We start from the raw sequence: 24,212 nt of genomic DNA on the forward strand, positions 1-24,212 counted from the left end.
CATAGCGGTCATACAGCGTATCTAATATTAGGGTTTTATCACAAGTGAGCGGGAGGGATATAGATATGAAAATAGGATTTATGGCAGATTCTGGTGCAGATATTATGTCCGATGAAATATCACTTTTAGATATACGATGGATGCCAGTTGAGATTGTATTCCCCTCTGGCACCCATATAAGAGATACTGCAGATATTAATATACTGGCCTTTTATGAAGAGATGCAAAAGGAACCCGATGGAAAATTTGTCAGTGTACAGATAAAGCCAGAAGAAATCATAGCCGCAGCCGAAGACATGTTAAAGACATATGATTATGTAGTGTATATTGTCATGTCCTCCAGGATGAGCGGTACATATCTTAATGCCATGAAAGCGAGAGAAGAAATAGGTCCCCGTCTCATAATATTCGACTCAAGAAGCATATCTACAGGTCAGGCAACCTTAACGCTCAAGGCATTTACAGACATAGCCAAAGGTGATGTCAATGTTGAACACATCACAGATTATTTAGAAGTGCTAAGGAATCGCCTAAAGTTTTACTTTGTTCTGGAATCTCTTGAGTATCTCCGCAAAGGCGGACGCATAGGTAAAGCCAGCTATATGGTTGGAAATATGCTAAAAATCAAACCTGCCCTATCTATAGACGATAGCGGAGAGATATATTCTGTGGGAAAAATTAGAGGGGGCAAAAAACGTATTATGAAATTCTTTGCCGACCTGCTGAAAAAAGAACCACCTAACACCGACTTCTTTCCTCTGCAGTTTGTATATGGCATTCCCACAGAGTGGGATATTGCCATGCAAGAGTGGCTTGATGAAAGTGGAATACCATATCAGCTACGAAAAAGTAGACCCACCACTACAATACACGGTGGCCCATACTCGTTGGGAATGGCATGGTTCGTTTAAATCCAAAAATCTCACCAATAATTGGCTGGCTACTCATCGGGGCAATGCTTCTTGTCCTTGGCATTATCTCTTTTCTCCATCTGCCCAAGTCTCCATACTACCTAAATCAGGGCATATACATCATTAAGGCCAATGCCGATGGCAGTGCAGACATATACGACTATCGAGAATACACGTTCCCCAGAGGACATGCTCCCACCTCTCAAATGCCATATCACTTGGCAGGAAAGGGGATAACATATACAGACTTCGAAGCACAGCAAGTGTCATTTAACATCACAGAAAACACACCACTGAGGAAGATATGGGATATATTTACCAAGGCCCAAGGCCCCTCTTTACCTGTATCTGGAGAAAAGGGCAACTACACCATAGACATACCCAATAAGGAGCATTTACAGATACTAATACACTACCGAGTATCTGGCATTACCACTGTAGGCAAAGACTTTGCCCGCACATATATCCGTGTTCCCAGTTTAGGACAAACAGAGGGTGTATATATGAAAAACTTTATGCTGGGTTTCATGCTGCCAAGTTCCATAAATTCATGCAGAGAACTTCCCGCATACGAAAGCAGTAGCACCCTACCATGCATAAGTATAAACAGATACTTTGCAGGGGGTACATTGTATATCCCACCAAGCGTATGGGGAAAAGAAAAAACATATTCAGAAGGAACACTGTGGATAGAAAATCATGTACCTGTGAAGCTTATCCACATTGTAGATGCTGTTTACCCCAGAAGTCTAACTACCGGCAAACATATAAGCATATACTTTAGCGACATTGCCGGCGATAGAGACGACATGTTCATGGCATCATATGAGATATATAAAAAAGGTAATGAGTTTTACAGACGGTATAGGCTCAAGCTCAACATGGCATTTGCAGGAACAAGTTTACTAATAGGTGGCGGTCTTTTGATATTCCTTGGTCTACTACTTATATACATAAGACAAAGACATATTGAAACATACTATGTAGACAGACTTAGAAAAACCCCAGCGAGCATGGATATGCCCAGCAACGAAGTTTATCGCTCATTTTTCTTTACCAAAGACGACCTTGATATGGCTCTACAGGGGAGAAATCCCTACAACTACCCTGCCCTAATAGCAGATGGTAGCAGCGTAGGGGATATCATCAGGTATGTAGAAAAGGGGGAGAATGCCTTTAAAGGTATTTTTCTTTCACTAGTGCAGAAAGAATACCTTATACCGGCAGTAGAAGACGGCAAGCCTGTAGGATTTTATATCACAGACAAAGATGAAGGAAGGCTACCTCCCCATGAGAGGATTGTTCTAAAACACATGAAAAAGGCGGCAACCACTAAGGTCAAGCATAAGCTGACAGACCTATTTAGGCAGAAAAGTGCTATAGAGATAGCCAACCAGATGGATAAGGCCTCTATTTTGCTTCCCGAAGAATTTCAGGCATATGTAGAAAAACATGTATACCCTATTAAAGTTGGAAAACACGAGGTCCTTATCCCCATGTTCCTTACAACTATTCTCAGTAGCATGACAGCATTAAAGAATACAATGAATATTCCTCCCGCCATCAAACTCAGAAGTAAAGGACTAGGTAGATGGTTTATCATACTCGGTGTGTTTTTTGGAATTTTGGGTTTCTTTATGGCAGACAGACGTATAGCTTCCTTGCTCTTTATATCAGGCACAACAGGTACAGTACTGCTACTGGGAACATTTGCCATACTTATCACTGCCATGATAATAAAAAATATGTATATCCCAACCCCATCATATTTGCACCCGACATGGTTTGACGAGTATGTAGGATGGCACAGTGTAGAAAAGTGGATTATAAACTACACACGGCTACCCCACGATATAGACACATATTCAGGACTAAATTGGGACAAATACCTCATATTTGCAGCCTTGAGGGGCAAAGAAAAGCTACCTTTAGATGCATTAAACATGTCACCTCACTATACAGGTAATCTGGCCGATAGCCTTATACTCACCGGTATATTCCTCGGTGGCATGCACTCCTATATATCTTCTATTACCTCATCTATCGTTGGTGCAGCAGGGGTAAATATTGGAACACTAAGTGGCTTCGGAGGAAATGGTGGAGGTTCTACCGGGTGGTAATGAATAAAACTCTGCATATTTGTAGCACCTACAAAATGCATATACCCTACAATATGTTTTAGTAGTATCATATAGTTGAGCGTGTTAGGAATACACTTAACACGCATCAAAAAACGCATGTATGTGGAGGTGTAAGCCATGTCTTACATTGATGAAGTTATTAAAAGTGTAGAGGAAAGATACCACTATCAGCCAGAGTTCATCCAGGCTGTTAGAGAGGTTCTTACCTCCCTCAAACCCACAGAAGAGAAGTATCCAGAGTTTGTTAAGGCAAAGATTTACGAGAGAATCGTTGAGCCCGACAGAATAATCAAGTTCCGCGTCGTCTGGGAAGATGACAACGGTGAAATTCATGTTAACCGTGGTTACAGAGTACAGTTCAACATGGCCATAGGTCCATACAAAGGTGGTCTTAGATGGCATCCATCTGTTAACGAGTCTATCATCAAGTTCCTCGGTTTTGAGCAGATATTCAAGAACTCCCTCACAGGTCTCCCAATGGGCGGCGGTAAAGGTGGTTCTGACTTTGACCCACACGGCAAATCTGACAGAGAGATCATGAGATTTGCATATGCATTCATGAGCGAGCTCTTCAGACACATAGGCCCTGACACCGATGTTCCCGCCGGTGATATCGGTGTTGGTGGAAGAGAGATTGGCTTCCTCTATGGCTTCTACAAGAGAATCCGCAACGAGCACACTGGTGTTCTCACCGGTAAGGGTCTCGAGTACGGTGGTTCTCTTATCAGACCTGAGGCAACAGGTTATGGTGTTACATACTTCGCAGCCAACATGCTTGCAACAAAGGGAGAGGACTTCAACGGTAAGGTTGTCGCCATCTCTGGTGCAGGTAATGTTGCCCAGTATGCCATCGAGAAAGTCATGGAGCTTGGTGGAAAGGTTATCTCCTTCTCCGACTCCAAGGGTACCATCATCATTGAAGAGGGTATGGACAGAGAGAAATGGGAGTACCTCATGTGGCTCAAGAATGTTAAGAGAGGCCGCGTAAGAGAGTTTGCCGAGAAGTACCCACAGGCCAAGTATTATGAGGGCAAATCCGTATGGGATGTTCTCAGAGATGAGAATATCAAGGTCGATGTTGCACTTCCATGTGCTACCCAGAACGAGATCCACAAGGATCACGCCGAGGCCATGGTTAAGAATGGTCTCATCGCCATTGCAGAAGGTGCAAACATGCCTTCTACACTTGAGGCCATTGAGGTCTTCATCAACAGTGGTGTCCTCTTCGGACCTGCAAAGGCAGCCAACGCCGGTGGTGTCGCCGTATCTGGTCTCGAGATGGCCCAGAACAGCATGAGACTTTCCTGGACACGCGAAGAGGTAGACCGCAAGCTTCAGGAGATCATGAAGAACATCCACGACACATCCCTGAAGACAGCCGAAGAGTTCGGTTATCCCGGAAACTACCTTGTAGGTGCAAACATTGCCGGTTTCCTTAAGGTCGCCAAGGCAATGATGGCCTACGGTATCGTATATTAATAACAAACTCATATAGTAATAGAAGGGGCGACTTAGTCGCCCCTTTTTCTTTTGATAGAGATTTACCCTCCAAGTATTAATCTCCCTCTGTCTTCCTTCATCCAACTTTCGATAATGCTTAGAGAACTATTTATAAAAATCTCTTATGCAGCATTTCGTGTACCTTATCAGCATTTAGAAATTATGTATAATATAAAGGACACATAAAGAGCCAAAGGGGATGTTTATGAGCAAATATGATATATGTGACTTACTAAAAGATGCTATCACCAGTAGAAGAGTTTATCTCTATGGACTTTACCTTTCCATAATGGCTACTTCTATATTTTTACTTTCTCCTTATCTATTCATCTTCTCCGCTATCCTCCTTATAGGAGGTATTGCCTTGACAGTAGCCGGTTTCTTCCTCCATAGTGAGCTTCTATACAACATTTCGAAGATGTCAGCCTATAACCCCTTCCATTGGCTCGTTGCCCTCGCCGTAGTAAACACAGTAGGTATAGCCATAGAGATAGCAATCTATATCATGGGAGGAACACGGTGGTTTTTGATAACAACAATCATACTCTTTGTTCTTGGCATTATTGTGTTTCTCACCATTTACAAACAAATGTATCGAGAAATAGAAAAAGCCCTGCTTGTTGACCTGAGTGATAGCTATATCCGTGGCCTGATAATGTATATAGTAGTAAGCGTGGCAATCATCACCAGAAACCATATATTTAAAGATGAAGGAACATCTATTATAGCCTATCTCCCCATGATGTTTTTAATCTACCTACATCTTGATGCCTTTCACACGGCATATGTCACTGCCAAACACAACATATGTAGAGGTGAAATCATCAATGGATAAACAAACACCATGCGACATTATCAAAATGGGTATAGAGGCAAGAAAGCAGTACATACAAGGCTGGTATTGGCTGGCAGGTGGGGTATTTGCGTCAATACTGGGATTACTTCTACCACCATTGCTTGTATTAGCAATCATCCTTGTCATTATAGGACTTGTTATAACCGCTATTGCATTTCTATCACATCTTGATGTACTTAAACGCATCAGGTTAGAAACCCCTTATGATCCCCATACCCCGGTACTACTGGCTATCGCCCTTCAAATAGCGACAGGGCTAATATCCCTTATCGTTATCATATCGGCAGGTGATTTTCAACATCCCCCTATAACCGCCAATCTATTCTCCGCCATAGCAAACCTTATTATATTCATCACATTATATAGACAGATGTATATTCAAATTGAAAAGGCCCTTAACATCTCCCTTGACATCGCTTATAACCTTGGCGTATTCGAATCAATCTTTGTTAGCATTAAAATGCTTATCTCAGAACCAGCAGCAGGTTTGGTTATTGGGTTTTTTATCTTGGCAGCCATGTACTTCCAGCTATCCGAGTTTTTAGGAGCTTATAAAGATGCTTGGAAAAATCAATGTAACGATGAAACAGCGCCACCACCTCAAAACACGTATAACACCAATCGAACACCTTAACACAAACATGTTAGAATGGAGTAAATCATTTATGGGGAGTGAATAACATGCTAGAAACACCTGTGCTGCATGAAGAGTTCAAAAAGGCTCTTAAAACAGGTGCTGAGATAAGAAACCTGTATCTTAAGGGGTTTTATGTATTCGTTGCGTATGTAGTCATAGCACTGGGCACTGCATATGTTGCCCATATATCTACTAATCCTCTCCTAAACTTTATAATAGCCATCGTAGTACTAGGGGCACAGGGCATTTTGCTATACAGCCTCTTCGTTTTTAGAGAAGCGCTGAAAGACCATCGTGAGCTTATAAAGGAGATGGAAGCCTACCAGCACAGCTTCATACATGTCTCTTTCATGTCAGACTTGGGCATCACAGCTAATGTCATACTTACTATCCTGTACGGTCTTAGTCGCATGGTCACTTATGCGGGTCGTATCAACTCATACATTTACGATATGATATTTCTCATAGCATTGGAACTGTCTTTTATTATCTTCTTTTCACTAATGTATCTAGCCCTTTTCAAATCCACTAAAAACGTATTATTTATATTGGCATATATAGGTTTTCTCCCAATATTTCCCACAGAGGCATATATCAGACATCTCGTACATATCGGAAAACTATCCATAACAAATGGCACATTAGTGGGACTTGCCATAGGGCTTGCTCTGTGGTGGCTCAACTTGGTGTTTTGGAAGTATGCATATATCACAGCATATAAGACATATAAGGGAGAAGGCACTAAATAGAATAGGTCATTTATACCTCAATACTCCCTACCCCATATACAGAAACCACAACATATATCTATGTCTTTTCAAACTAAGTTCTTTTGGTCATTTCATAGATAGTAGGATTCAACATCAGTCTTTACCCCATCAGCCCTTATCATTTTCTGGGCCGTATGAGTAGATACTCTATAGCCAATAAAGATAAAAACACCACACACAAGCAGAAAAAGAGTGAGTCCCCCAATCCACTTTTTCATGTTTTCGTCCCCGGTATTAATCATATAATGATGTTTTAATTTTATCACAAACAACACTGTATTAAATTTTATCTCACCCCAGCAACCAGCCAATAAGTGGCAAAGCCAGTAGAAAAACACCTGTTACAACGGCCACTATGCGGGCAGCCTCCTCTTCCGACAAACCCGCCATACCAGCCCATATAGGGGCAGCCATGAGCGTTGGGGTAGAAGCCTCAAGCACGGCGGCTTTTAGTGGCACTGGGGCAACAAGTTTGACAAGCACTATATAAAATATAGCGGGCATGACTACAAGCTTTAAGAGAATGATGTATATATCATATGTTTTAAACTGTATGGCCTTCAGAGATGAACCTATAATGAGCATGACAAGGGGACCAGAGGCACTACCAAGCATAGAAAATGTATCAACAAACACCTGCCACATATCATGAGGTATGATAGGAGACACACCTCGGAGGGCAAATCCCACAAGCATACCTATCATGGGAGGAGACAGGAGCTTTTTCCAGCTAAACTGTCCTCCAAGAGATGGATACACAGCTGCCATAAGCACTATAGACTGACCTATGGAGAAGGCAACGGCATATGGCATAGCGTTTTCCCCTATCATACGGGCAACAAGGGGAAAGCCAAGAAAACCTGTATTACCCATTGTTGTCACCATGGCAAGTAGTGATGCCGTCTTTTTATCGTAAAAAAGCATGAAGATTCTCAGAAGCACATACCATATAGCAAGGGACATAAGAATGGCAAGAATAAATATATACAGCGTATCTTTCTCAAGGGGCGATTTCATTACACCACCACCAACAAGAGCTGGTAGAAGTATGTAAAACAGCACCTTGGTAAGGTGAGATCTTCCATCATCTGTGATGATTTCATATCTGCCCGCAAACCAGCCTACAAGTGCCACCAGTATAAACACAAGTCCTGACAATATTGGATTCACTCCAACCCCTCCCCTTCACACAATTTCTTCTTTTATAATACCAATAGGAAGGGGAAGGAGGGATAGGGATGGTTATTACAGGACTCATTGCCACCGCTGTCAATGCCACTGCCGTTGTTATTGGCAGCTTGACAGGATTTTTCCTGAAAAAGGGATTACCCGACAATGTCAAAGAAATTTTATTTTTCGGCGCTGGTCTCACCACACTGGGTATTGGCATGAGCATGATTATGAAGGTCAACAATTTTCTCATTGTACTGGCATCGATGGCTATTGGTGGCGTTATCGGAGAGCTACTCAACATTGAGGGATTTCTGAAAAAACTAGGAGACAATATGCAGGAGGGCGATTTTTCTACAGGATTCATGATGTCATCTCTACTATTTCTCGTTGGTCCCATGACTATTGTAGGCTCTATCAACGCAGGGCTAACAGGTGATGCATCACTTATATACCTCAAGTCACTCCTTGATGGTATATCTTCATTTATACTAGGCTCTATGTACGGACTAGGTGTTACTGTATCAGCCCTATCGGTGCTTATCGTTCAAGGATCTATAGTGCTTCTGTCTTCATATCTGGGCTTTCTCACACAGCCTATGTATCTCAATGACCTTGTGGCTGTTGGTGGTGTTATGATTCTGGGTATAGGCCTAAAGGTACTCGACATCAAGGACACCCGCGTAGGTAACTTTCTACCTGCCCTTGTTGTGGAACCACTACTTGTGTTTATTATCTCTCTCTTTTAAAGAATAGGGGGGATTTCCCCCTCTTTTTATTACCTACCAAATACCCCCTTCAAAAATGTTAAATCTACTTATAATATCTTTAGAGAACATCAGTGCTTAGGGGGGGATCTATATGAAGATTTATATTTCTCAAAACATCTCCGAACCTATCCGCATGCTTATTCTTGAAAAGGTGAGAAAGCACATAGCACATGCCACCGGTGAAGAGGTATCAGTGGAAATCAGAAAAGACTATGCCGATTATATCATTGAGCAAGGAAACTCCTTTAAGACTAAAGGAAATATCATCTACATTCCTGCCTCTGATGCCAGCACAACCCAGAATTTCATTGTGCCACTGGTATCTTACATAACCGGCAATGCCATAGGACAGAAGACACTGCAGGGTAGAGAAGATATCCGCTTCCCATCACAAACACCTATTCCATCCATTGTCGTGTTATGGGGAGAGGCAGATGAACCTACATATATACTCCCAAAGAGCCCATACTATATTATTCTCACCATTGCCGAAAATCTGGCACTATACCATCTTCTAAATCACTCACCTATTAAAGATAAGGTTAGCTATCTTATGGGAAGCGTAGAGAAGGCTATAGGACCATACTTTTTTGTGCTTACAGATAAGCTGTCACCATCGGCGGTGGGTATTGTATCCTACGATAAAGCCTTTAACAAGATGTGGGAAGACATACAGAAGGGTAAAGGAAAGAAGTATCTTTTTATCAAAGGACTATCTAAAGAGCTAACCCACATTATCACGCCATATGTTAAAGAGATGGGCTACAAGGTTGTGTCTTTGGTACAGGAAATAGACGGCACCGTTGATGATATTGCCCACATCGTGGAGTATAAAAAGGAGGGGGCATAAGCCCCTCCTTTACACAGCATAAAGTTAGGAGAAAATTCTGTTTCGCATGGGAATATGCCTTTTGCGATTATACATCCAATGCCATCTACGGCATCACATAAAAAGTGCTGTCTCCCGCCTCTACAACATAGCCATTACCAGATGGATAAAGGTCTTTAATATGGACATCTGAAGACACAGGTATATCCCATACCACCTTACCTGCATTGTCAAGAAGCAAGACACCATTGTTATCTGGTCCTGCATATGCTACAGGGTGAATATCATCTCTGCGACTGTATGACGGATACAGGGCATATAGCTTATCACTCTTGTAGTCAAATATCTTTTTCCCATCCGGAGATAACAGCACCACATGCATATAGCCATCTGCACCTATGTATCCCACTATGGTGTTATTTATGCTATCTATATTAAGCAGCTTGGCATACCTCTTTATATCACCTTCATACTGCCACTTTGCATTAAGAGAGCCATCAAGGGCTACAACCGTGTAGCCCTGTGTGTGCTGGTAATACAACACCACGGGCATATCATCGTCTTTACTACCTACCACTGCTATCATCTTGACAGGACCTTTTAGCTCATACTGGGCTTCTTTGCCGCCCTCTCCATACAGCTCTACATAGAAATTCTTCTGTCTATCATCTGCCAACAGTATTCCCTTTCTGTCTATCCAGCGGGCATAAACCCGTGTACCCTCACGGTCTAATGTAAAGTCACCTTTTATATGCCCTGAGAGGGTGTCTATCACCACAAGATGTTGTTTAAAAACATTTTCAGCATATATACCGTGTATTGTATCTTCTGCATAAATGGCCGCGAGGGCATCTTGAGCATGCTTAGGCTTGGCATACCATAGCACTTTGCCATCCAGAAGCACAGAGACGAATGTACCATCTTTTACGGCTATAAAAACAGCCTTGTGTCCCTCCACATCTCCCATAGACAATGAAGATATGAATAGAGGACCTGGCTCCGGAGCCCAGTCAAGCACCTTGTTTCCATCCCCATCAACTACAAGAACCCTCTGAAAACTGTTTCTTCCCTTCGTAAGGTAATATGTGGCTATATATCCCTCATAGTAAACAGCACGCCTCCACATATTGAATGGCTCTTTTTCTGTATCTATAACCTTGTCAAATACCACCTCACCATTCCACTTGATAAGGTGAAGTTTCTCCTCTTTCAGCACAAACAGATATATATACCTTCCCTGAGATATGGCACTCATGAGTGTGCCATCTGTGGAAAATGACTCACCGCCTCTGCCCTCTATAACAACCTTTTCCCCTTTCTGGAAAACGGCAAACGGTGTGCCCGTATACTTTGGCAAATTTATAGAAGTATCTGCACCGCTACCACCCCCAGTGGTGGAAGTCTCCGTTCCTGAGATCCCCGTTTGGGTAGATGTATTTCCCTGGCCCGCCCCCGTAGACTCTTCGGGCTTATGAGTTGCCGAGCCACACCCCATAAACACTATAGATAAAACAAGCATAAAGACAATAATATATAAAAACCTTCTGTACTTCATAGTGGTTCCCCCCTTTCATAGGTATTGTACCGCTGAGAGGGACAAACACGACATATCAGAGATGTTTTTCCAAGAACGACTGTTATTTTACAATCTCGGCCGAGATTATAAAACGCATTTTATGAATAAGTCCGAAGGAGCAAGAGTGAAAACTAAAGAGTACAATAAAAGAAAAAGAGGTGTGACACCCATGGATAAATATAGTTTACTGAGAAAACGCATTGAAAAATACACGGAAATAGCCAGGGAAAAGGGAACATATATTCCTCCTAAAATCAAACAATAGATGAGAGAACTGTTTTTAAGCAAGTGGTCTCCTGAAAATTTAATGAAACTACAGGGGAAAGAGTTACTATACAAGATGTTTGGAAACAAGGAATACGATAGCTTCGCATATTGGATAGAACAACTAAATATGTCTAGTTATAGTGCTAACGCCTTTGGTAGCATTTGGGGCGGAAATGCAGACAAGTTCATTCTATTTCAATATTCTGAGATAAACGGTAGATGGACATCTAAAACCATAGGGAAAAATCTCTCTCCCATAGAAAAAGAACAGGCAAAACAAGATATAGAAATTCCTGAAGAATCTGCTATTTGGCTTGCAACCCTTATAAGGAATGCAATAATAAAAGGTGCAGAAGAAGTAGAGAAAGTATATAAAGGGGTTCAAACCTATGAAGAACTAGAAAAACAATTCCTCCAAATACACGAAGAGTTTTTAGCATCTATCCCAGACGAGTTAAAATCTAAACTGCCTACAATAAAAAACATCTTTTATAGAGCTTGGGTACATAAGTACTATCATATTTTATTTCCCCAAACAATCTCTAGTATACACACGCGAACTGCCATATACTCTGTTCCCATAACAATGACCTACAAACCATTTCTAGAAAACTACCTAAATGACAAACAACTAAAAGATCTACAAGAAAAAACAGGATATCAATCTTTCTTAGAAATGGAACTACTCCATCCGAGATATGGTATTAACTACAAACATCCATATGTGAAACTACCCACATCGTTAGAAAATATTTACAAATTACTAAAAACAGGTGTTTTTATTTGGGATAAAGAAAATATCCCTCCTGCAATCAAAAACTCTCGCCCAGGGACTCGTATATATATAACAGATGACAATTGCCATTTAGTGGCATATGGATATTCTCTAGAATCATTTACCGACAATAGCTTACCTATTGATTTCCTATCAACAAACATCGACAAAAAAGTATTCTGTCAAACAGACAACACCATAAAACAATTCTATGGCAAAGGTCTCATTCGCTATAGTAAAGAACTCATCTCTGTTGAAGAAGCCATATTAGACATAGAAGTATCCAAATTAGAAGGTAAAACAACACATATAATCACCGGCTATCCAGCCACATTACCAGAAGACATAAAAGACATATGGGCAACCCTGCGAAGAAAAAAACAAATCATATTCTACGGACCACCGGGAACAGGAAAAACATATATGGCTTTAAAAAGTGCACGCTACATAGTAGCGAGGGAGAACTTTGGTGACACATATTCAGATGGCATAAAGGAAAAAGTAGATAATTTTATAGAGATGGTAACTTTTCACCCTTCATATTCATACGATGACTTTATAGAAGGAATAAAAACCACCATAAAAAATGGTCATATACACTATGAAATTAAAGATGGCATATTGAAAAGCCTTGCACAGAAAGCACAAGCTGATAAAGACAACATTTATATTCTCATTATTGATGAGATAAACAGAGGAGATACAGCTCGCATATTTGGAGAACTACTTACATTACTTGAAAAAGACAAAAGAGAGAGCATATATATTACTCTTCCGCTCAGTGGAGAGAAATTCACTCTTCCTAACAACCTTTACATCATAGGAACTATGAACACATCAGATAGGTCTATTGCAATGGTAGATGCGGCACTAAGGAGAAGATTTGCGTTTTACAGAATGTGGCCCAATTACGAAGTAATAAAGAGCCATATAGAAGGACTTCCACTACACAAATGGCTGGAGCATATCAACAAAAAACTTGTAGAGGTATTGGGACAAGAAGCATATGACCTACTCATAGGTCACTCCTATCTTATGGAAGGCAATGAACCCATAAAAGACATAATCCAATTAAGACGAAGACTTGTTAGTGAAATTATCCCTCTACTTGAGGAATACTTCAGAGGAGATTTTCAGTCTGTCAAGCAAGTTTTAGGAACTAACATTTTATCAGAAGATGGAAAACTATTACCCAAAACCGATGAAGAACTTATATCAGCTCTTATAGAAAATCTGCCAGAAAACTACAAAGAAGACATCATAGAGCAAGAGAACAATGAAGACTTTGACACTGACTGAATGGACACCCCATCCTTATCCCAAAAAGGATAACCTGGCTCAAGCTATAGAATATCTTGTCAGCGAAAATATTATTAAAGTTATATATACAGCATCGGAAAAATATATAATCTCTGAGGGTAAGGTAGGAACGGCGAAAATAGGAGATACAACCATACACATTAAGCCCCATCTGGAAAATGCAGAGCTTATCTCCATGATTGCATACGCCCTATATATGCCCCCAAAATGGTATGAAGAAACCAAAGGAAGCACACTACAAACATATTTATCATTGCCAGACATCATAGCAATGATATTTTGTGAAAAAACCCGCCATCTTATAAGAAGAGGCCTACAAAAACAATATATCAGACAAATTGCTGAATCAAACACAATATCAGGAAGACCTCAAATGAGGCATATAACAAGATACATACCCTTTACCGGGAAACTGCCTACCATCAAGTGGTACAGAAAGGAAAACACTATATTAAACATGCTTACACTATCAACGGCATATTTTCTTTATAGATACACACAGTCGGCAAGTGCCAAAGAAAAACTATCTGAAATCATAGATACGCTAGAAAATTTGCATATAGATATACATCCACTAAGAAAGTCTCTACTGAGCGATGCCAAAAAGGTTGTCAATAGAAACACCATGCACTACTTACCAATAATTAGAATAGCCGAACTATTACTAAGGGGTATTCCCCAAACCTCTTCAGGCAATACTTCATTTTCTGGATTTTTTCTAGACATGGCAAAGTTATTCGAACTTGCCACATTAAGATATCTCAAAGCCACACATTCCCATGTAGAATATCAAAAACGCATAAACATTAGGAGTGGTATTAAGGCAGAATCTATACGCCCCGATTTTGTCATAGATAAAAAGAACCCAGCCGACGCCAAATATAGACCATTTGACAAGATGGGAAAAGAGGTTATATATCAAGTATTAACATATGCCATGGCATTAGGCAGCAAAAAGGCCTTTGTATACTACCCCGGAGATACAACAGAATATACACAGGTACATCTACAAAATCAAACAGTAGACATAAATTGGATAGGAATAAGATTTCAAAATCTCCTTCATTCCTCTACTTCAGCATGATCATGACAGAGCGGGACCCCGGATACCACCAGACCTGACCGCCTAAACCTTCTACAACAAAGCGGATGGGCACCATGGTGCGGTTGTCTCTTATAAATGGAGCTGTATCCATGGTCTTTTTCTCACCGTTTACCTCATATGTGTCTTTATCTATCCACAGGGCTATATGATTATCTTTCAGATAGATATCAACTTTTCTGTCTGTCCCGTCCCAATACACTTCTCCATCAAGGGCTTCTACAACAAATCTCAAAGGCACAAAGGTGCGGTCATCTTTGATAATGGGCACCGTGTCCATAGTGTAGCGTGAAACACCATGAGAAGAGGGATAGTCATAAAACGACACAGAGTAGTTTTTATCACCAATATATAGAAGCACAGCCCTAATAGATGTATAGCACCTTTTCATGGCACCACGCACCTCATAAACAGGAGATGTTATGGGATATATCTTGTCACCCACATAGAAAGCCACGGCATCTGACGATGTCACAGCCACTGTAGAAGATATATCAGATGATTTCCACTCCACACCGGGTGCATTCCACATACCGGTAGGTGCAAACCCCACATATAGAATATACTCTCCACTACCACCTGTCGCAGTAACAGACAAGATATTATCCTTTAATGTATAAGTGGCAGATAGCATAGAGGGAATATATTTATCGCCAGAAAGCCCAAGGAGCATGGGGCTAATAGTTTTATAGAGAAACTCATCACTCTCTACCCCGAATGTGTAATGCACTTTATACTTTTCAGACATCTTTTTTACAAAGTGTCCCTCAGCCACTCCCAGTGGAAAATACTCTCCATCGTGCTCACCATATGTGCCCCTCTGGGATACTGTCCATATGGTAAGGTCGTATCTGTCAGAAGCAGACATGACATAGGTTTTAGCATCTACATAGGGCATCAGACCTTTCAGCTCAAGGGCAACAAGGGCCGGTAGCATGTTTTCAGGATTTGCACTAACATATGGATTGATATAGTTATTATCACATCCCCATTGACTTTGGGCTTCAAGCACACCACCCCACAAATCTTCCATCTTAAACAGCCCGGGGACAATGTATTTGACGCGGTTATCATCAACAAGGAAATAGCCCACCCATCCCTCTTTAGAGGCACCCACCACGGCAATAGGAACATCTGTATACTGGGACACAATGTCTACCATATCTCTACGGGCATTTATAAGGTGCAGAAGATAATTGGAAGATACACCATCACCGGGCTCATTTTCATATGCCATATGAAAAATGGCATCACCAAGCAGCTTGTTTCTGTCGGCATCTGTATCCTGTCCATATATAAGTACAGCAGCGTTTAAAGACAATGCAAGGTAATATGCTCCTTCCTTGGCACTATCTACTGCACGAGCAGTGTGAAGGGCATAGATGTATGCCATCTTTGGACTGTCGGGCACAAAGAGATACCACACATGATCGCCTTTTTTACCACTGTAAACTGCAATAGAGCTATTCAGTGCATAAACGGGTGCACTAACCAACATCAAGACAAGCACCAATATCAAAACCAGCCACTTTTTCAAATAAAACCCCTCCAAGTGCTAACTGTTTTCTATATCTATGAGACTACCTTCTGTAAAGAGATACTCTTTTAGTTCCTTGGCAAATGCCGGGTCCTTTCTCCTGAGCCACTCTATGAGCATAGCGGCATGCTCTTTTTCTTCATCTCTGTGGTGCTCCATAATAGCCTTAAGTTCAGGGTCAGCGGTGGCCTCTGCCCTCTGGTTGTAATAATCTACCGCCTCTAGCTCTTCAATTAGTGAGGAAATAGCCCTATGGATATCAAGGGCATCCGGGGAAAGACTTTTCTCATAAAGATTTCCTGCCATATATATCGCCTCCTATTGGCATTATACTCCTCCGGGTGGGTAACATTGTGAATGCGTATCAGCCACACTTTCTTGGCAAATATAAATGGAGTCCAGAGTCGGGATATCGTATCGTTCATGTCTGGAGAGTGTGCTGCTATATACCAGTGGCCATCTTGTTTATATACAAACACATTGTGGTCAGGGCCACGCACACCATTTAAGTCTACTTGCAAAATGGCAACACCATTTTTCACATATTCATTAAGGTAGTCTTCAAATACCACGGGGGTATGCCACCTATCCATAGGAACACCGATATAAGTGGCATCGGACATTTTCACCCTTTTCACTATCCACTCCCTAAAATCGTCAACAAAGGTCCATGAGCGGGACACATACCATCGTCTGCACCGGTGCTCTATACCTGTGATACTACCCAGCCCACATATCTCATATCTGCTGTAGTGATACCAAGCTTTTCCCGGCACCTTTATCATAGGCAGACCACCGGCATAAAGTATCTGCGATGTGAATGTGTAGTGATAAAACTGGGGATTCCTACTATGGGCCCACTTCTGGGCATAGTGAATCATGGCTGGAGCAGAAAGTGCAATGTCCTTACTATAATCTTCCCCATCATATGACACAAGCCTCTCCCCTGCGTGTCTCCACATTGCAAAGGATATCACCGCAGATAAGACAAGAACAGTAGCTACAGACAGGATATGCTTAAACCTCACCATCAATCCTCCCAGATATGCAAAGAGGCGGGGGATACCCCGCCTCGCTGACACATTCCTACTCTACATCTATACCTGTTGCCTTGCGGAAGATAGCTTTGGCATGCAGATGTGTTGTATCAAGAGTGTTATACTCACCCTCGGGTACAACAAGGGGTAGCTCTGTACAACCAAGTATGATGGCATCGGCGGCATCTTTATATTTCTCTACATACTTCATAGCCTCTGCCCTTGTCTCATCATTAATCTCACCGTTGCCCAGTCTGAATATGAGCTTATCAATGGCGATAGCATCTTCCTCTTCGGGGTATATAACCTCTATGCCCCTTTTACCGAGCATCTCCTTGTAAAGGCCACTGTCAAGGAGTCTCTTGGTGCCAAAGAGCATAAGCTTCTTATAACCGTGCTTCTCTGCCTCATCGCCTACAACATCAACAATATGGACAACTTCCATGTCATATGTGTTGAGATAAGGAAGATGTATATGCATGGTGTTGCATGCAATAGCAAACACCTCTACACCCATGTCATTGAAATGGTCAAGAACTTTCTGGAAAAGATCTCTGACCTTGTCGGCGTTGCCACTACGCATATTGGCTACAACCTCACCGAAGTTGACACTGTAGATAACAATCTCCGGATACACAAGCTCGGGCAAATGCTTTGCACTGAGGTCTACCAGATACTGATAATACGGAATAGTAGACTCAGGGCTCAAACCTCCCAAGATACCAATCTTTTTCAGTTTCTCCATACTCAACCCCTCCCCCTACAAAGTTTTTACACTGCCATTATAGCCTCTTTGACCTTTTCAAAGGGCTCTTTTAATATATCTACAACCTCTTCACACACGCTAAGGGAGATGTATGCCTTACCATCTTTTTCGTAGATGAGCACAGGACATGGGGCAAATGAGCCTATATCGTAATCAACTTTTGTCATATTGTAGAAATCTTTGGGATTGCAGATATACAAAATGCGATAAATGGGCATATCTTCCCTTAGTTTGTCCTTAACGATGTCGCTCGGTGTTAGTTCGAGCACTGCCTTATATCCGCGAGAAGCCAGTTCCTCCTTCAGCTTCTCCTCTACCTCTTTCACACTCATGTTCTCAAACTCTCTTCTCACACTAATCATTGTTTTCACCTCCAACATCTTTTTCTGCAATATATGTACCGAGCACCGTAAGAATACCACCAACAATGGTATAGATATTGGGACTATTTCCCAATATGAAAAACTCCGCTATGGCCGTGACAAGTGGAATAAAATAGAGCCCATTGGTCACTGTTTTGCCACCGGCAAGGGCTATGGCCTTATTCCACATGAGATAACCAAGGGCAGAGCAAAACACACCAAGATATATAAGGGCTATCCACGCAGACGGGGTAAACCATTTAGAAAATTCTACCGGTGTCCTCATTAGCTCATAGAGTGTAAAAGGTATGAAGAAGATAAGACCCCACAGACTGATATCCCTTGTTAGTGGCAGTTCATCGTAACCCGAAAGCTTTTCAACAAATACCGTATAGAAAATCCACGCAAACGCTGCACCAAACATGAGCGTATCACCCAGTGGGTTGAGTTTCAACACAAACCTACCATTGAATACAATAATAGCCACACCGATAAATGCCATGATGGTACCTATGTATCTGATAAGTGCAGATGGCTTTCTGTCAATTAGATCACGCACTACCAGATACCATACCGGGGTTGATGACACGATAAGGGAACCATTGGTGGCTGTTGTAAACTTTAACCCTGTGTTCTCAAAGACGAAGTACATAGTGACCCCAAAGAAACCGGCAAGCATGGCATAGTATTTATCTTTTCCACGATACTGTATGGGGATACGCACAAGTGCATACAAGATGGCCACAGCAAGAACAAATCTTAGAAAACCGGCGGTAAATGGGGGCACAGTACCCACAAGAACCTTTGTGGCAACAAAAGACACTCCCCACAATACAACAGTAAAAGCCATATATAAAAGACCTTTGGCTCGTGCAGTCATCCCTCTCCTCCCCCAAGTTTATTTTTCACATTATACAGTATGCCATAGTGTCACAATGAGAAGCCTCGTGCGTATATATTTGTGAAAACAATTTGACAAGTATAAAATATTTATAGGAAAACCTTGACAAGGAGGGGGATGTATGATGAAAAAATTATTTAGTAGCTTAGTAGTAATCATGTTAATTGTCACAGTAGCATTTTCTTTTGCCGGTTGTGGAACCACTAACAACAATACAAGTAACACTAACACAAGCACAACAACCCAACAAACCACTACTACCAGTGAAAACACTACAAACACCACAGCCTTAACACCACAGGAAAAAGAGGAACTTCTTTATATGGCTGAGGAAGAAAAACTGGCAAGAGATGTATACACAAAACTCTATGATATATGGAAAGATGAGGTCTTCTTAAACATTAGCAAGGCCGAACAAACCCATATGGACCAAGTTAGGGGCCTTATAGAGAAATATGGACTGGAGGATCCCACAGCAGACATGAAACCGGGAGAATTTAAAAATCCAGATCTTCAGAAACTCTACAACGACCTTGTGGCAAGAGGTAGAGAATCTCTTGTAGAGGCACTAAAAGTAGGTGCTCTTATTGAAGAGGTAGACATTATAGACCTTGATAAGGCTATAGAGGGTACTGACAAGGCAGACATAAAGCAGGTATACGAAAATATTAGAAGTGGTTCCTATAACCACCTTAGGGCATTTGTCAGTGCACTTGAAAAACAGGGTATTACCTATACTCCACAAAAACTATCACCAGAAAGATACAATGAAATTATCTCTGGTTCTCAGGGGCACGGTAAAGGAAACGGCGGAAACTAAGAACATAATGCCGAGGGACCCTGTCAGGGTCCCTTTTTATATATCCTCTTTAACATAACTCCCTCCCCCTTAAGTCGTTTCTTTTTCTCTGTTGTTTAGCATGCTAAAATATCCCACAGGCTCAAAAGTTTAACTTGGGGAGGGAGTAAATGTGTCGCTAAAAACCAAAGTCACACTGTGGACAGCTGGCATTATAACACTAGGTGGAATTGTTGCATTGGCTCTCATATGGCCTGCACCGCCAAAGATATTGTGGACCATCATATTGGCTGTCATTGGTGTAATAATTGCCAACTTTTTCATATTACACATATCTCTAAAACCCCTTGATACATTGACAGAAACTGTGTCCTATATCACCAAGAACAAAGACTTCACCATAGAAATAAAGATGAATAGAAAAGATGAAATCGGCATGGTGGCTCAGATGCTCAAAGACATATTAGGAGTTGCCAGAAGTATTATGTTTTCTCTGGCTAGCGCCCTAAAAACCCTCTCCACATATTCAAGCAGAACAGCAAGCAGTTTAGAAACGGGTATAGAGAGTGTAAAATCTGTTTCACATCTACTTGAAAGCATAGACCACACGGCATCGGAAACAGCCCACTCTGCCACAGTTATAGCATCTAATATGAATAGTCTTTCAGAAACAGGAGAAAAGCTGGCGGAGAGTGCCGAGGTATTTAGACAAGCCGCAGAAAATATAGGCTCTCTATCTATAAATAATCTTGAAATCTCAGATAAGACACTGAAGAGCATGCAGGAAACACTGAGAGCTATGAGTCAGCTAAAGAATGCAGCCGAAGAGCTGGTCAAAAAGGCCGCTGTGATATCTGATATTGTTAAGACCATTTCAGACATAGCAGAGCAAACAAACCTCCTTGCCCTTAACGCCGCTATTGAGGCAGCAAGAGCCGGTGAGGCAGGAAAGGGATTTGCCGTTGTTGCCGATGAGGTCAGAAAACTGGCAGAGCTGTCCCGTGAGTCCGCCGATGAGATAGCCAAAAACCTGAAAGACATAACCAACAGCATTGATACCTTAAACAAGCTTGCCAGCGATGTACAGATTAAAACACGAGATACACTTGTTCTCAATACCAAGACTAAACAATCGGCAGAAGCCATAGCCCACGAGGCAGATAACATTGGCGGACAGGCAATAGAGCTGTCAGGTATAGCAGAAAAGATATATGCATCTATTGAGGAGATGAACGCATCTGTCCAAAACATCAGCGGTAGCATGGAAGAAGTTAGTGCAGAAATAGCCAATGCCACACGCTTATATGAACAGGCAATACGAGAGTTGGAAGTTTCTCTACGCAATTCTCAAATTCTTATCAACACAGCCAAAGAAGAACTCTCAAATATATCTCAGTTTAAAATACTGGGAAAGGAAGAAATTATATCTCTTCTCAAAGAAGCTATTGATAGTCACAGGCAATGGGTAAGAATTCTAACGGATATCGTAGAGGGTAGACAACCCATATCAGCCCTTGAAACCAATCCTGAGAGATGTTCCTTTGGGCTTAGTCTTCTCATGTTAGGAGGCAACATACCTGGGTGCGAAGGTTTCATGGACAAAATTGACACATTACACAGAGAAATACATAACATAGGAAAAGAGGTTATCTCTCTGATAAGAAATGGAGAAAAAGTTCCCCCCTCTTACATCGACAAAGCTAAGCTTATAAGCAAAGAGCTATCAGAAACGCTATCGTCGTGCATAGAGAAAATTAACAAGCAATCCGCACTATAAATGTTTTATTTATGAAAACAGCAGATGTCTTTCACATATTCTCTTAAGCTATAGACATATAATATGTTTAGAAGCTAAATATCTTAGCAACAACACCTAAGGGGGGAATCTTTATGGCTGCTAAAAAGTCTTCTGGTAATTTGCGAATGCAAATGTTTGTCTTAGCACTTATTCTTGCCTTACTTATTCCAGCTCTTATTGGATGGTTTTCTTTGGAAAAATTCAAAACATTCGCCGATGGGACCTTATATGGACAGGTTAACATGGTAGAGAATGCCATGGAAAAAGATATTACCAACTGGCTAAAAGCCAGTGGTGAAACACCTCTGAAAAACCTTGTCAAGCAGGTCTCAGATGTTGGTCTTACCGACCCTTTACAGGCAAGAGAAATTATCATGAAAGCGGCACAAGAACTTAATGTGCCAGAACTTACACAGTGGCAAAATGTCATCAACAGCGACGAAAACCTTGCCAAGGCCGATGAGCTGATTTCTAAAGCGTGTAGAGAAAATATTATTACACAGGACGAATGCAGTACAGCCAAGAAATATCTGGAGATTACCCATTTATTCAGACATGCTCAGAAAACAATAGGGGGAGCTAATGTTCAGAATGTATATATGGGTTGGCAAGATGGATTTATGCTACTTGGCACCCTTCAAATACTAAGTCCAGATGAATACGACCCAAGGGTAAGACCATGGTACAAGCTAGCCATGGAGCATCCCGGAACACTTGTTTACACGGATCCTTACATAGATTTCACCACGGGCAATATCATAGTAACACTGGCCCAGACGGTATCCGTCGATGGTCAAATTGTTGGCGTCGTTGGTATAGACTTTAACCTCCAAACGCTTGTGAATATGGTAAAAACCTATGTCACCAAGCAAGGTGACAAGGTATTAGGTATACCCATTTTGTGGGGCGAAAACTCTATCGTTATAGCCCACCCAGATGAGAGATTTGTAGGGCTTGCCTTTGACCCAGATAAATACGGCCTTCTTAAAGACACAGGATATCAGAAGATATACAACGAAAAAATTCAGCAACTTGGCCTTACCAAGGAAGAAATAGAATTTCATAAACAGCTGTGGGAAAATGGCATATTGAAAGCCAAAGATGGAGAATGGATAAAGGGCAAAGATAAAATGGGAGACTTCCAAATCAGAATAACACACCTTCCCAACGGCTGGATACTCGGATATAAGGTGTGGGATGCATACTTTGCCGGATTCTATAGCACCCGTAACAGCATAGCTATAACCATTATTGTGATAGCCCTGCTTACGCTTATCGTCACATCTATTTATGTTCAGAGGCTACTGGGTAGTTTGGGAGAAATAGCAAAGGCCGCAATAAAAGCCTCTGAGGGAGACCTCACCGTAGAACTACCACATTATCCCTTCAAAAACGAAATTGGATACCTTGTATCTGCTCTACAGCACCTGCTACAATCGCTAAAAGAGTTTGTATTAAACATATTCAAGGCCACCAACTCTCTGCAAAGCTCTTCACAGCAACTTGCTGAGGCAGCCGAGTATATGAACGATAGCATAGCCCAGCTGACCGATGCTGTGGCCCAGCTTGCAGAAGCGGCAACCCAGCAGGCTAATGAGGCAACCAATGCCGCGGAAAGTGCCTCGCAGATAATGGAGAGTGCCGAGCAGATGGCAGCCTCTGCGAAAGCATCACAGGAAGTCGTTGACGCCACCATATCTGCCCTTGCCGACAACGCAGAAAATGTTGTAAAGATTGCCACAGAGCTGGGATCCCAAGTGGAAAGCCTTGGCACACTGGTGCAGTCTGCTATGGAACTGAACCAGATGGCAGAAAACATATCTTCTATAGTAGATACCGTTACCGAAATAGCCGAGCAAACGAACCTTCTTGCCCTCAATGCAGCTATAGAGGCAGCAAGGGCTGGAGAGGCAGGAAGAGGTTTTGCCGTTGTTGCCGATGAGATTAGAAAACTGGCAGAGAGATCTGAGGAGAGCGCTTCTGATATTAGAAACATACTCAGAGGGCTACTTACCAAGATTGAGGACATTGTCAAAGAGATAGAAACGAAGTTTAGAGTGCTTGAGGAAGAGGGTCAGAGGCTGATGCAGGTTGCAGACAACACAGCCAAGCTTGGAGAAGATACCCAGCAGATTGTCGTAAAGATCAACGAGATTATAGATGGTGTAGAGTCCATCAGAAACCAGGTGGGTGTTATCTCCAGTGCCATAGAGCAAATTGCCGCAGTAGCCGAAGAGAACAGTGCCACAGCAGAAGAGATATCTGCCTCTACCCAGAGCATGGAAGAGGTTACCAGACAGCTTAGAGATGCCGTAGAAAAGATAGAAGACGAGGTTTCCGTGTTCCAAACCCTGCTAAGTAAGTTTAAAGTGTAAAGATGTTGTGAGG

22 protein-coding genes are annotated in these 24,212 nt (G+C 41.8%); 13 read left to right on the top strand and 9 right to left on the bottom strand.

Annotation, left to right across the window (positions count from 1 at the left end):
- The first annotated feature begins 65 nt into the window (after nt 1-65).
- The 6 genes from GM182_RS07390 (at nt 66) to GM182_RS07415 (ending at nt 6,794) form a co-directional block, all read left to right on the top strand.
- A complete protein-coding gene (locus GM182_RS07390; RefSeq protein ID WP_449186466.1) occupies nt 66-911 on the top strand; it encodes a DegV family protein in 846 nt (281 codons plus the stop codon).
- The gene (locus GM182_RS07395; protein WP_449186467.1) at nt 899-3,031 is read left to right on the top strand and encodes a DUF2207 domain-containing protein; all 2,133 of its coding nucleotides are present in this window, start codon (nt 899-901) and stop codon (nt 3,029-3,031) included. Before GM182_RS07390 ends, GM182_RS07395 begins: the two co-directional genes overlap by 13 nt.
- Nucleotides 3,032-3,169: 138 nt before the next feature.
- The gene (gdhA, locus tag GM182_RS07400) at nt 3,170-4,531 is read left to right on the top strand and encodes an NADP-specific glutamate dehydrogenase (RefSeq protein WP_449186468.1); all 1,362 of its coding nucleotides are present in this window, start codon (nt 3,170-3,172) and stop codon (nt 4,529-4,531) included.
- A 226-nt stretch (nt 4,532-4,757) separates the two neighbouring features.
- A complete protein-coding gene (locus GM182_RS07405; protein ID WP_449186469.1) occupies nt 4,758-5,387 on the top strand; it encodes a hypothetical protein in 630 nt (209 codons plus the stop codon).
- Complete coding sequence (locus GM182_RS07410; RefSeq protein ID WP_449186470.1) at nt 5,380-6,042, top strand: hypothetical protein; 663 nt, start codon at nt 5,380-5,382, stop codon at nt 6,040-6,042. The genes GM182_RS07405 and GM182_RS07410 overlap by 8 nt, the downstream gene beginning before the upstream one ends.
- Before the next feature lie 47 nt (nt 6,043-6,089).
- Nucleotides 6,090-6,794 carry a hypothetical protein gene (locus tag GM182_RS07415; protein ID WP_449186471.1) on the top strand — a complete coding sequence of 235 codons (705 nt, stop codon included), beginning with the start codon at nt 6,090-6,092 and terminating at the stop codon, nt 6,792-6,794.
- A 92-nt stretch (nt 6,795-6,886) separates the two neighbouring features.
- Here GM182_RS07415 and GM182_RS07420 read toward each other — a convergent pair whose 3' ends face one another.
- Nucleotides 6,887-7,033: a hypothetical protein gene (locus GM182_RS07420; RefSeq protein ID WP_449186472.1), complete on the bottom strand. Its 147-nt coding sequence runs from the start codon at nt 7,031-7,033 to the stop codon at nt 6,887-6,889.
- A 73-nt stretch (nt 7,034-7,106) separates the two neighbouring features.
- Nucleotides 7,107-7,985, bottom strand: a complete 879-nt coding sequence (locus tag GM182_RS07425; RefSeq protein WP_449186473.1) for an AEC family transporter — start codon at nt 7,983-7,985, stop codon at nt 7,107-7,109.
- A 68-nt stretch (nt 7,986-8,053) separates the two neighbouring features.
- On the opposite strand from GM182_RS07425, the gene GM182_RS07430 reads away from it, so the two are divergent.
- Nucleotides 8,054-8,734, top strand: a complete 681-nt coding sequence (locus GM182_RS07430) for a DUF554 domain-containing protein (protein ID WP_449186474.1) — start codon at nt 8,054-8,056, stop codon at nt 8,732-8,734.
- A gap of 112 nt (nt 8,735-8,846) precedes the next feature.
- A complete protein-coding gene (locus tag GM182_RS07435; protein ID WP_449186475.1) occupies nt 8,847-9,605 on the top strand; it encodes a hypothetical protein in 759 nt (252 codons plus the stop codon).
- A gap of 85 nt (nt 9,606-9,690) precedes the next feature.
- Here the strand turns inward: GM182_RS07435 and GM182_RS07440 are convergent, their stop codons facing one another.
- The gene (locus GM182_RS07440; RefSeq protein WP_449186476.1) at nt 9,691-11,139 is read right to left on the bottom strand and encodes a hypothetical protein; all 1,449 of its coding nucleotides are present in this window, start codon (nt 11,137-11,139) and stop codon (nt 9,691-9,693) included.
- Nucleotides 11,140-11,500: 361 nt separating this feature from the next.
- On the opposite strand from GM182_RS07440, the gene GM182_RS07445 reads away from it, so the two are divergent.
- Together GM182_RS07445 and GM182_RS07450 are read left to right on the top strand one after the other, a co-directional pair.
- Complete coding sequence (locus GM182_RS07445; protein WP_449186477.1) at nt 11,501-13,501, top strand: McrB family protein; 2,001 nt, start codon at nt 11,501-11,503, stop codon at nt 13,499-13,501.
- Nucleotides 13,479-14,606, top strand: a complete 1,128-nt coding sequence (locus GM182_RS07450; protein ID WP_449186478.1) for a 5-methylcytosine restriction system specificity protein McrC — start codon at nt 13,479-13,481, stop codon at nt 14,604-14,606. Before GM182_RS07445 ends, GM182_RS07450 begins: the two co-directional genes overlap by 23 nt.
- Here GM182_RS07450 and GM182_RS07455 read toward each other — a convergent pair.
- The 6 genes from GM182_RS07455 to GM182_RS07480 are packed head-to-tail and all read right to left on the bottom strand — an operon-like array spanning nt 14,593 to nt 19,206.
- Complete coding sequence (locus GM182_RS07455) at nt 14,593-16,161, bottom strand: stalk domain-containing protein (protein WP_449186479.1); 1,569 nt, start codon at nt 16,159-16,161, stop codon at nt 14,593-14,595. The two genes, GM182_RS07450 and GM182_RS07455, sit on opposite strands and share 14 nt — an antisense overlap.
- An 18-nt stretch (nt 16,162-16,179) precedes the next feature.
- Nucleotides 16,180-16,467, bottom strand: coding sequence for a ferritin family protein (locus GM182_RS07460; protein ID WP_449186480.1), 288 nt, complete (start codon nt 16,465-16,467; stop codon nt 16,180-16,182).
- Nucleotides 16,395-17,189 carry an amidase domain-containing protein gene (locus GM182_RS07465; protein ID WP_449186481.1) on the bottom strand — a complete coding sequence of 265 codons (795 nt, stop codon included), beginning with the start codon at nt 17,187-17,189 and terminating at the stop codon, nt 16,395-16,397. The genes GM182_RS07460 and GM182_RS07465 overlap by 73 nt, the downstream gene beginning before the upstream one ends.
- Nucleotides 17,190-17,247: 58 nt before the next feature.
- Nucleotides 17,248-17,943, bottom strand: coding sequence for an aspartate/glutamate racemase family protein (locus GM182_RS07470; protein WP_449186482.1), 696 nt, complete (start codon nt 17,941-17,943; stop codon nt 17,248-17,250).
- 26 nt (nt 17,944-17,969) lie between these two features.
- Complete coding sequence (locus tag GM182_RS07475; protein ID WP_449186483.1) at nt 17,970-18,326, bottom strand: DUF302 domain-containing protein; 357 nt, start codon at nt 18,324-18,326, stop codon at nt 17,970-17,972.
- Nucleotides 18,319-19,206 carry a DMT family transporter gene (locus GM182_RS07480; RefSeq protein ID WP_449186484.1) on the bottom strand — a complete coding sequence of 296 codons (888 nt, stop codon included), beginning with the start codon at nt 19,204-19,206 and terminating at the stop codon, nt 18,319-18,321. Before GM182_RS07480 ends, GM182_RS07475 begins: the two co-directional genes overlap by 8 nt.
- Nucleotides 19,207-19,348: 142 nt before the next feature.
- Between GM182_RS07480 and GM182_RS07485 the strand changes: the two genes are divergently transcribed.
- From GM182_RS07485 to GM182_RS07495, 3 genes are all read left to right on the top strand, one after another.
- Nucleotides 19,349-20,047, top strand: coding sequence for a DUF2202 domain-containing protein (locus tag GM182_RS07485; protein ID WP_449186485.1), 699 nt, complete (start codon nt 19,349-19,351; stop codon nt 20,045-20,047).
- Between the two features lie 151 nt (nt 20,048-20,198).
- The gene (locus GM182_RS07490; protein ID WP_449186486.1) at nt 20,199-21,803 is read left to right on the top strand and encodes a methyl-accepting chemotaxis protein; all 1,605 of its coding nucleotides are present in this window, start codon (nt 20,199-20,201) and stop codon (nt 21,801-21,803) included.
- 113 nt (nt 21,804-21,916) lie between these two features.
- Entirely contained in the window at nt 21,917-24,199 is a 2,283-nt protein-coding gene (locus GM182_RS07495; protein WP_449186487.1) for a methyl-accepting chemotaxis protein, read from the top strand.
- Nucleotides 24,200-24,212 lie beyond the last annotated feature (13 nt).

This window comes from Zhurongbacter thermophilus (genome assembly GCF_026184435.1).
GTDB lineage: Bacteria > Coprothermobacterota > Coprothermobacteria > Coprothermobacterales > JAADFF01 > JAADFF01.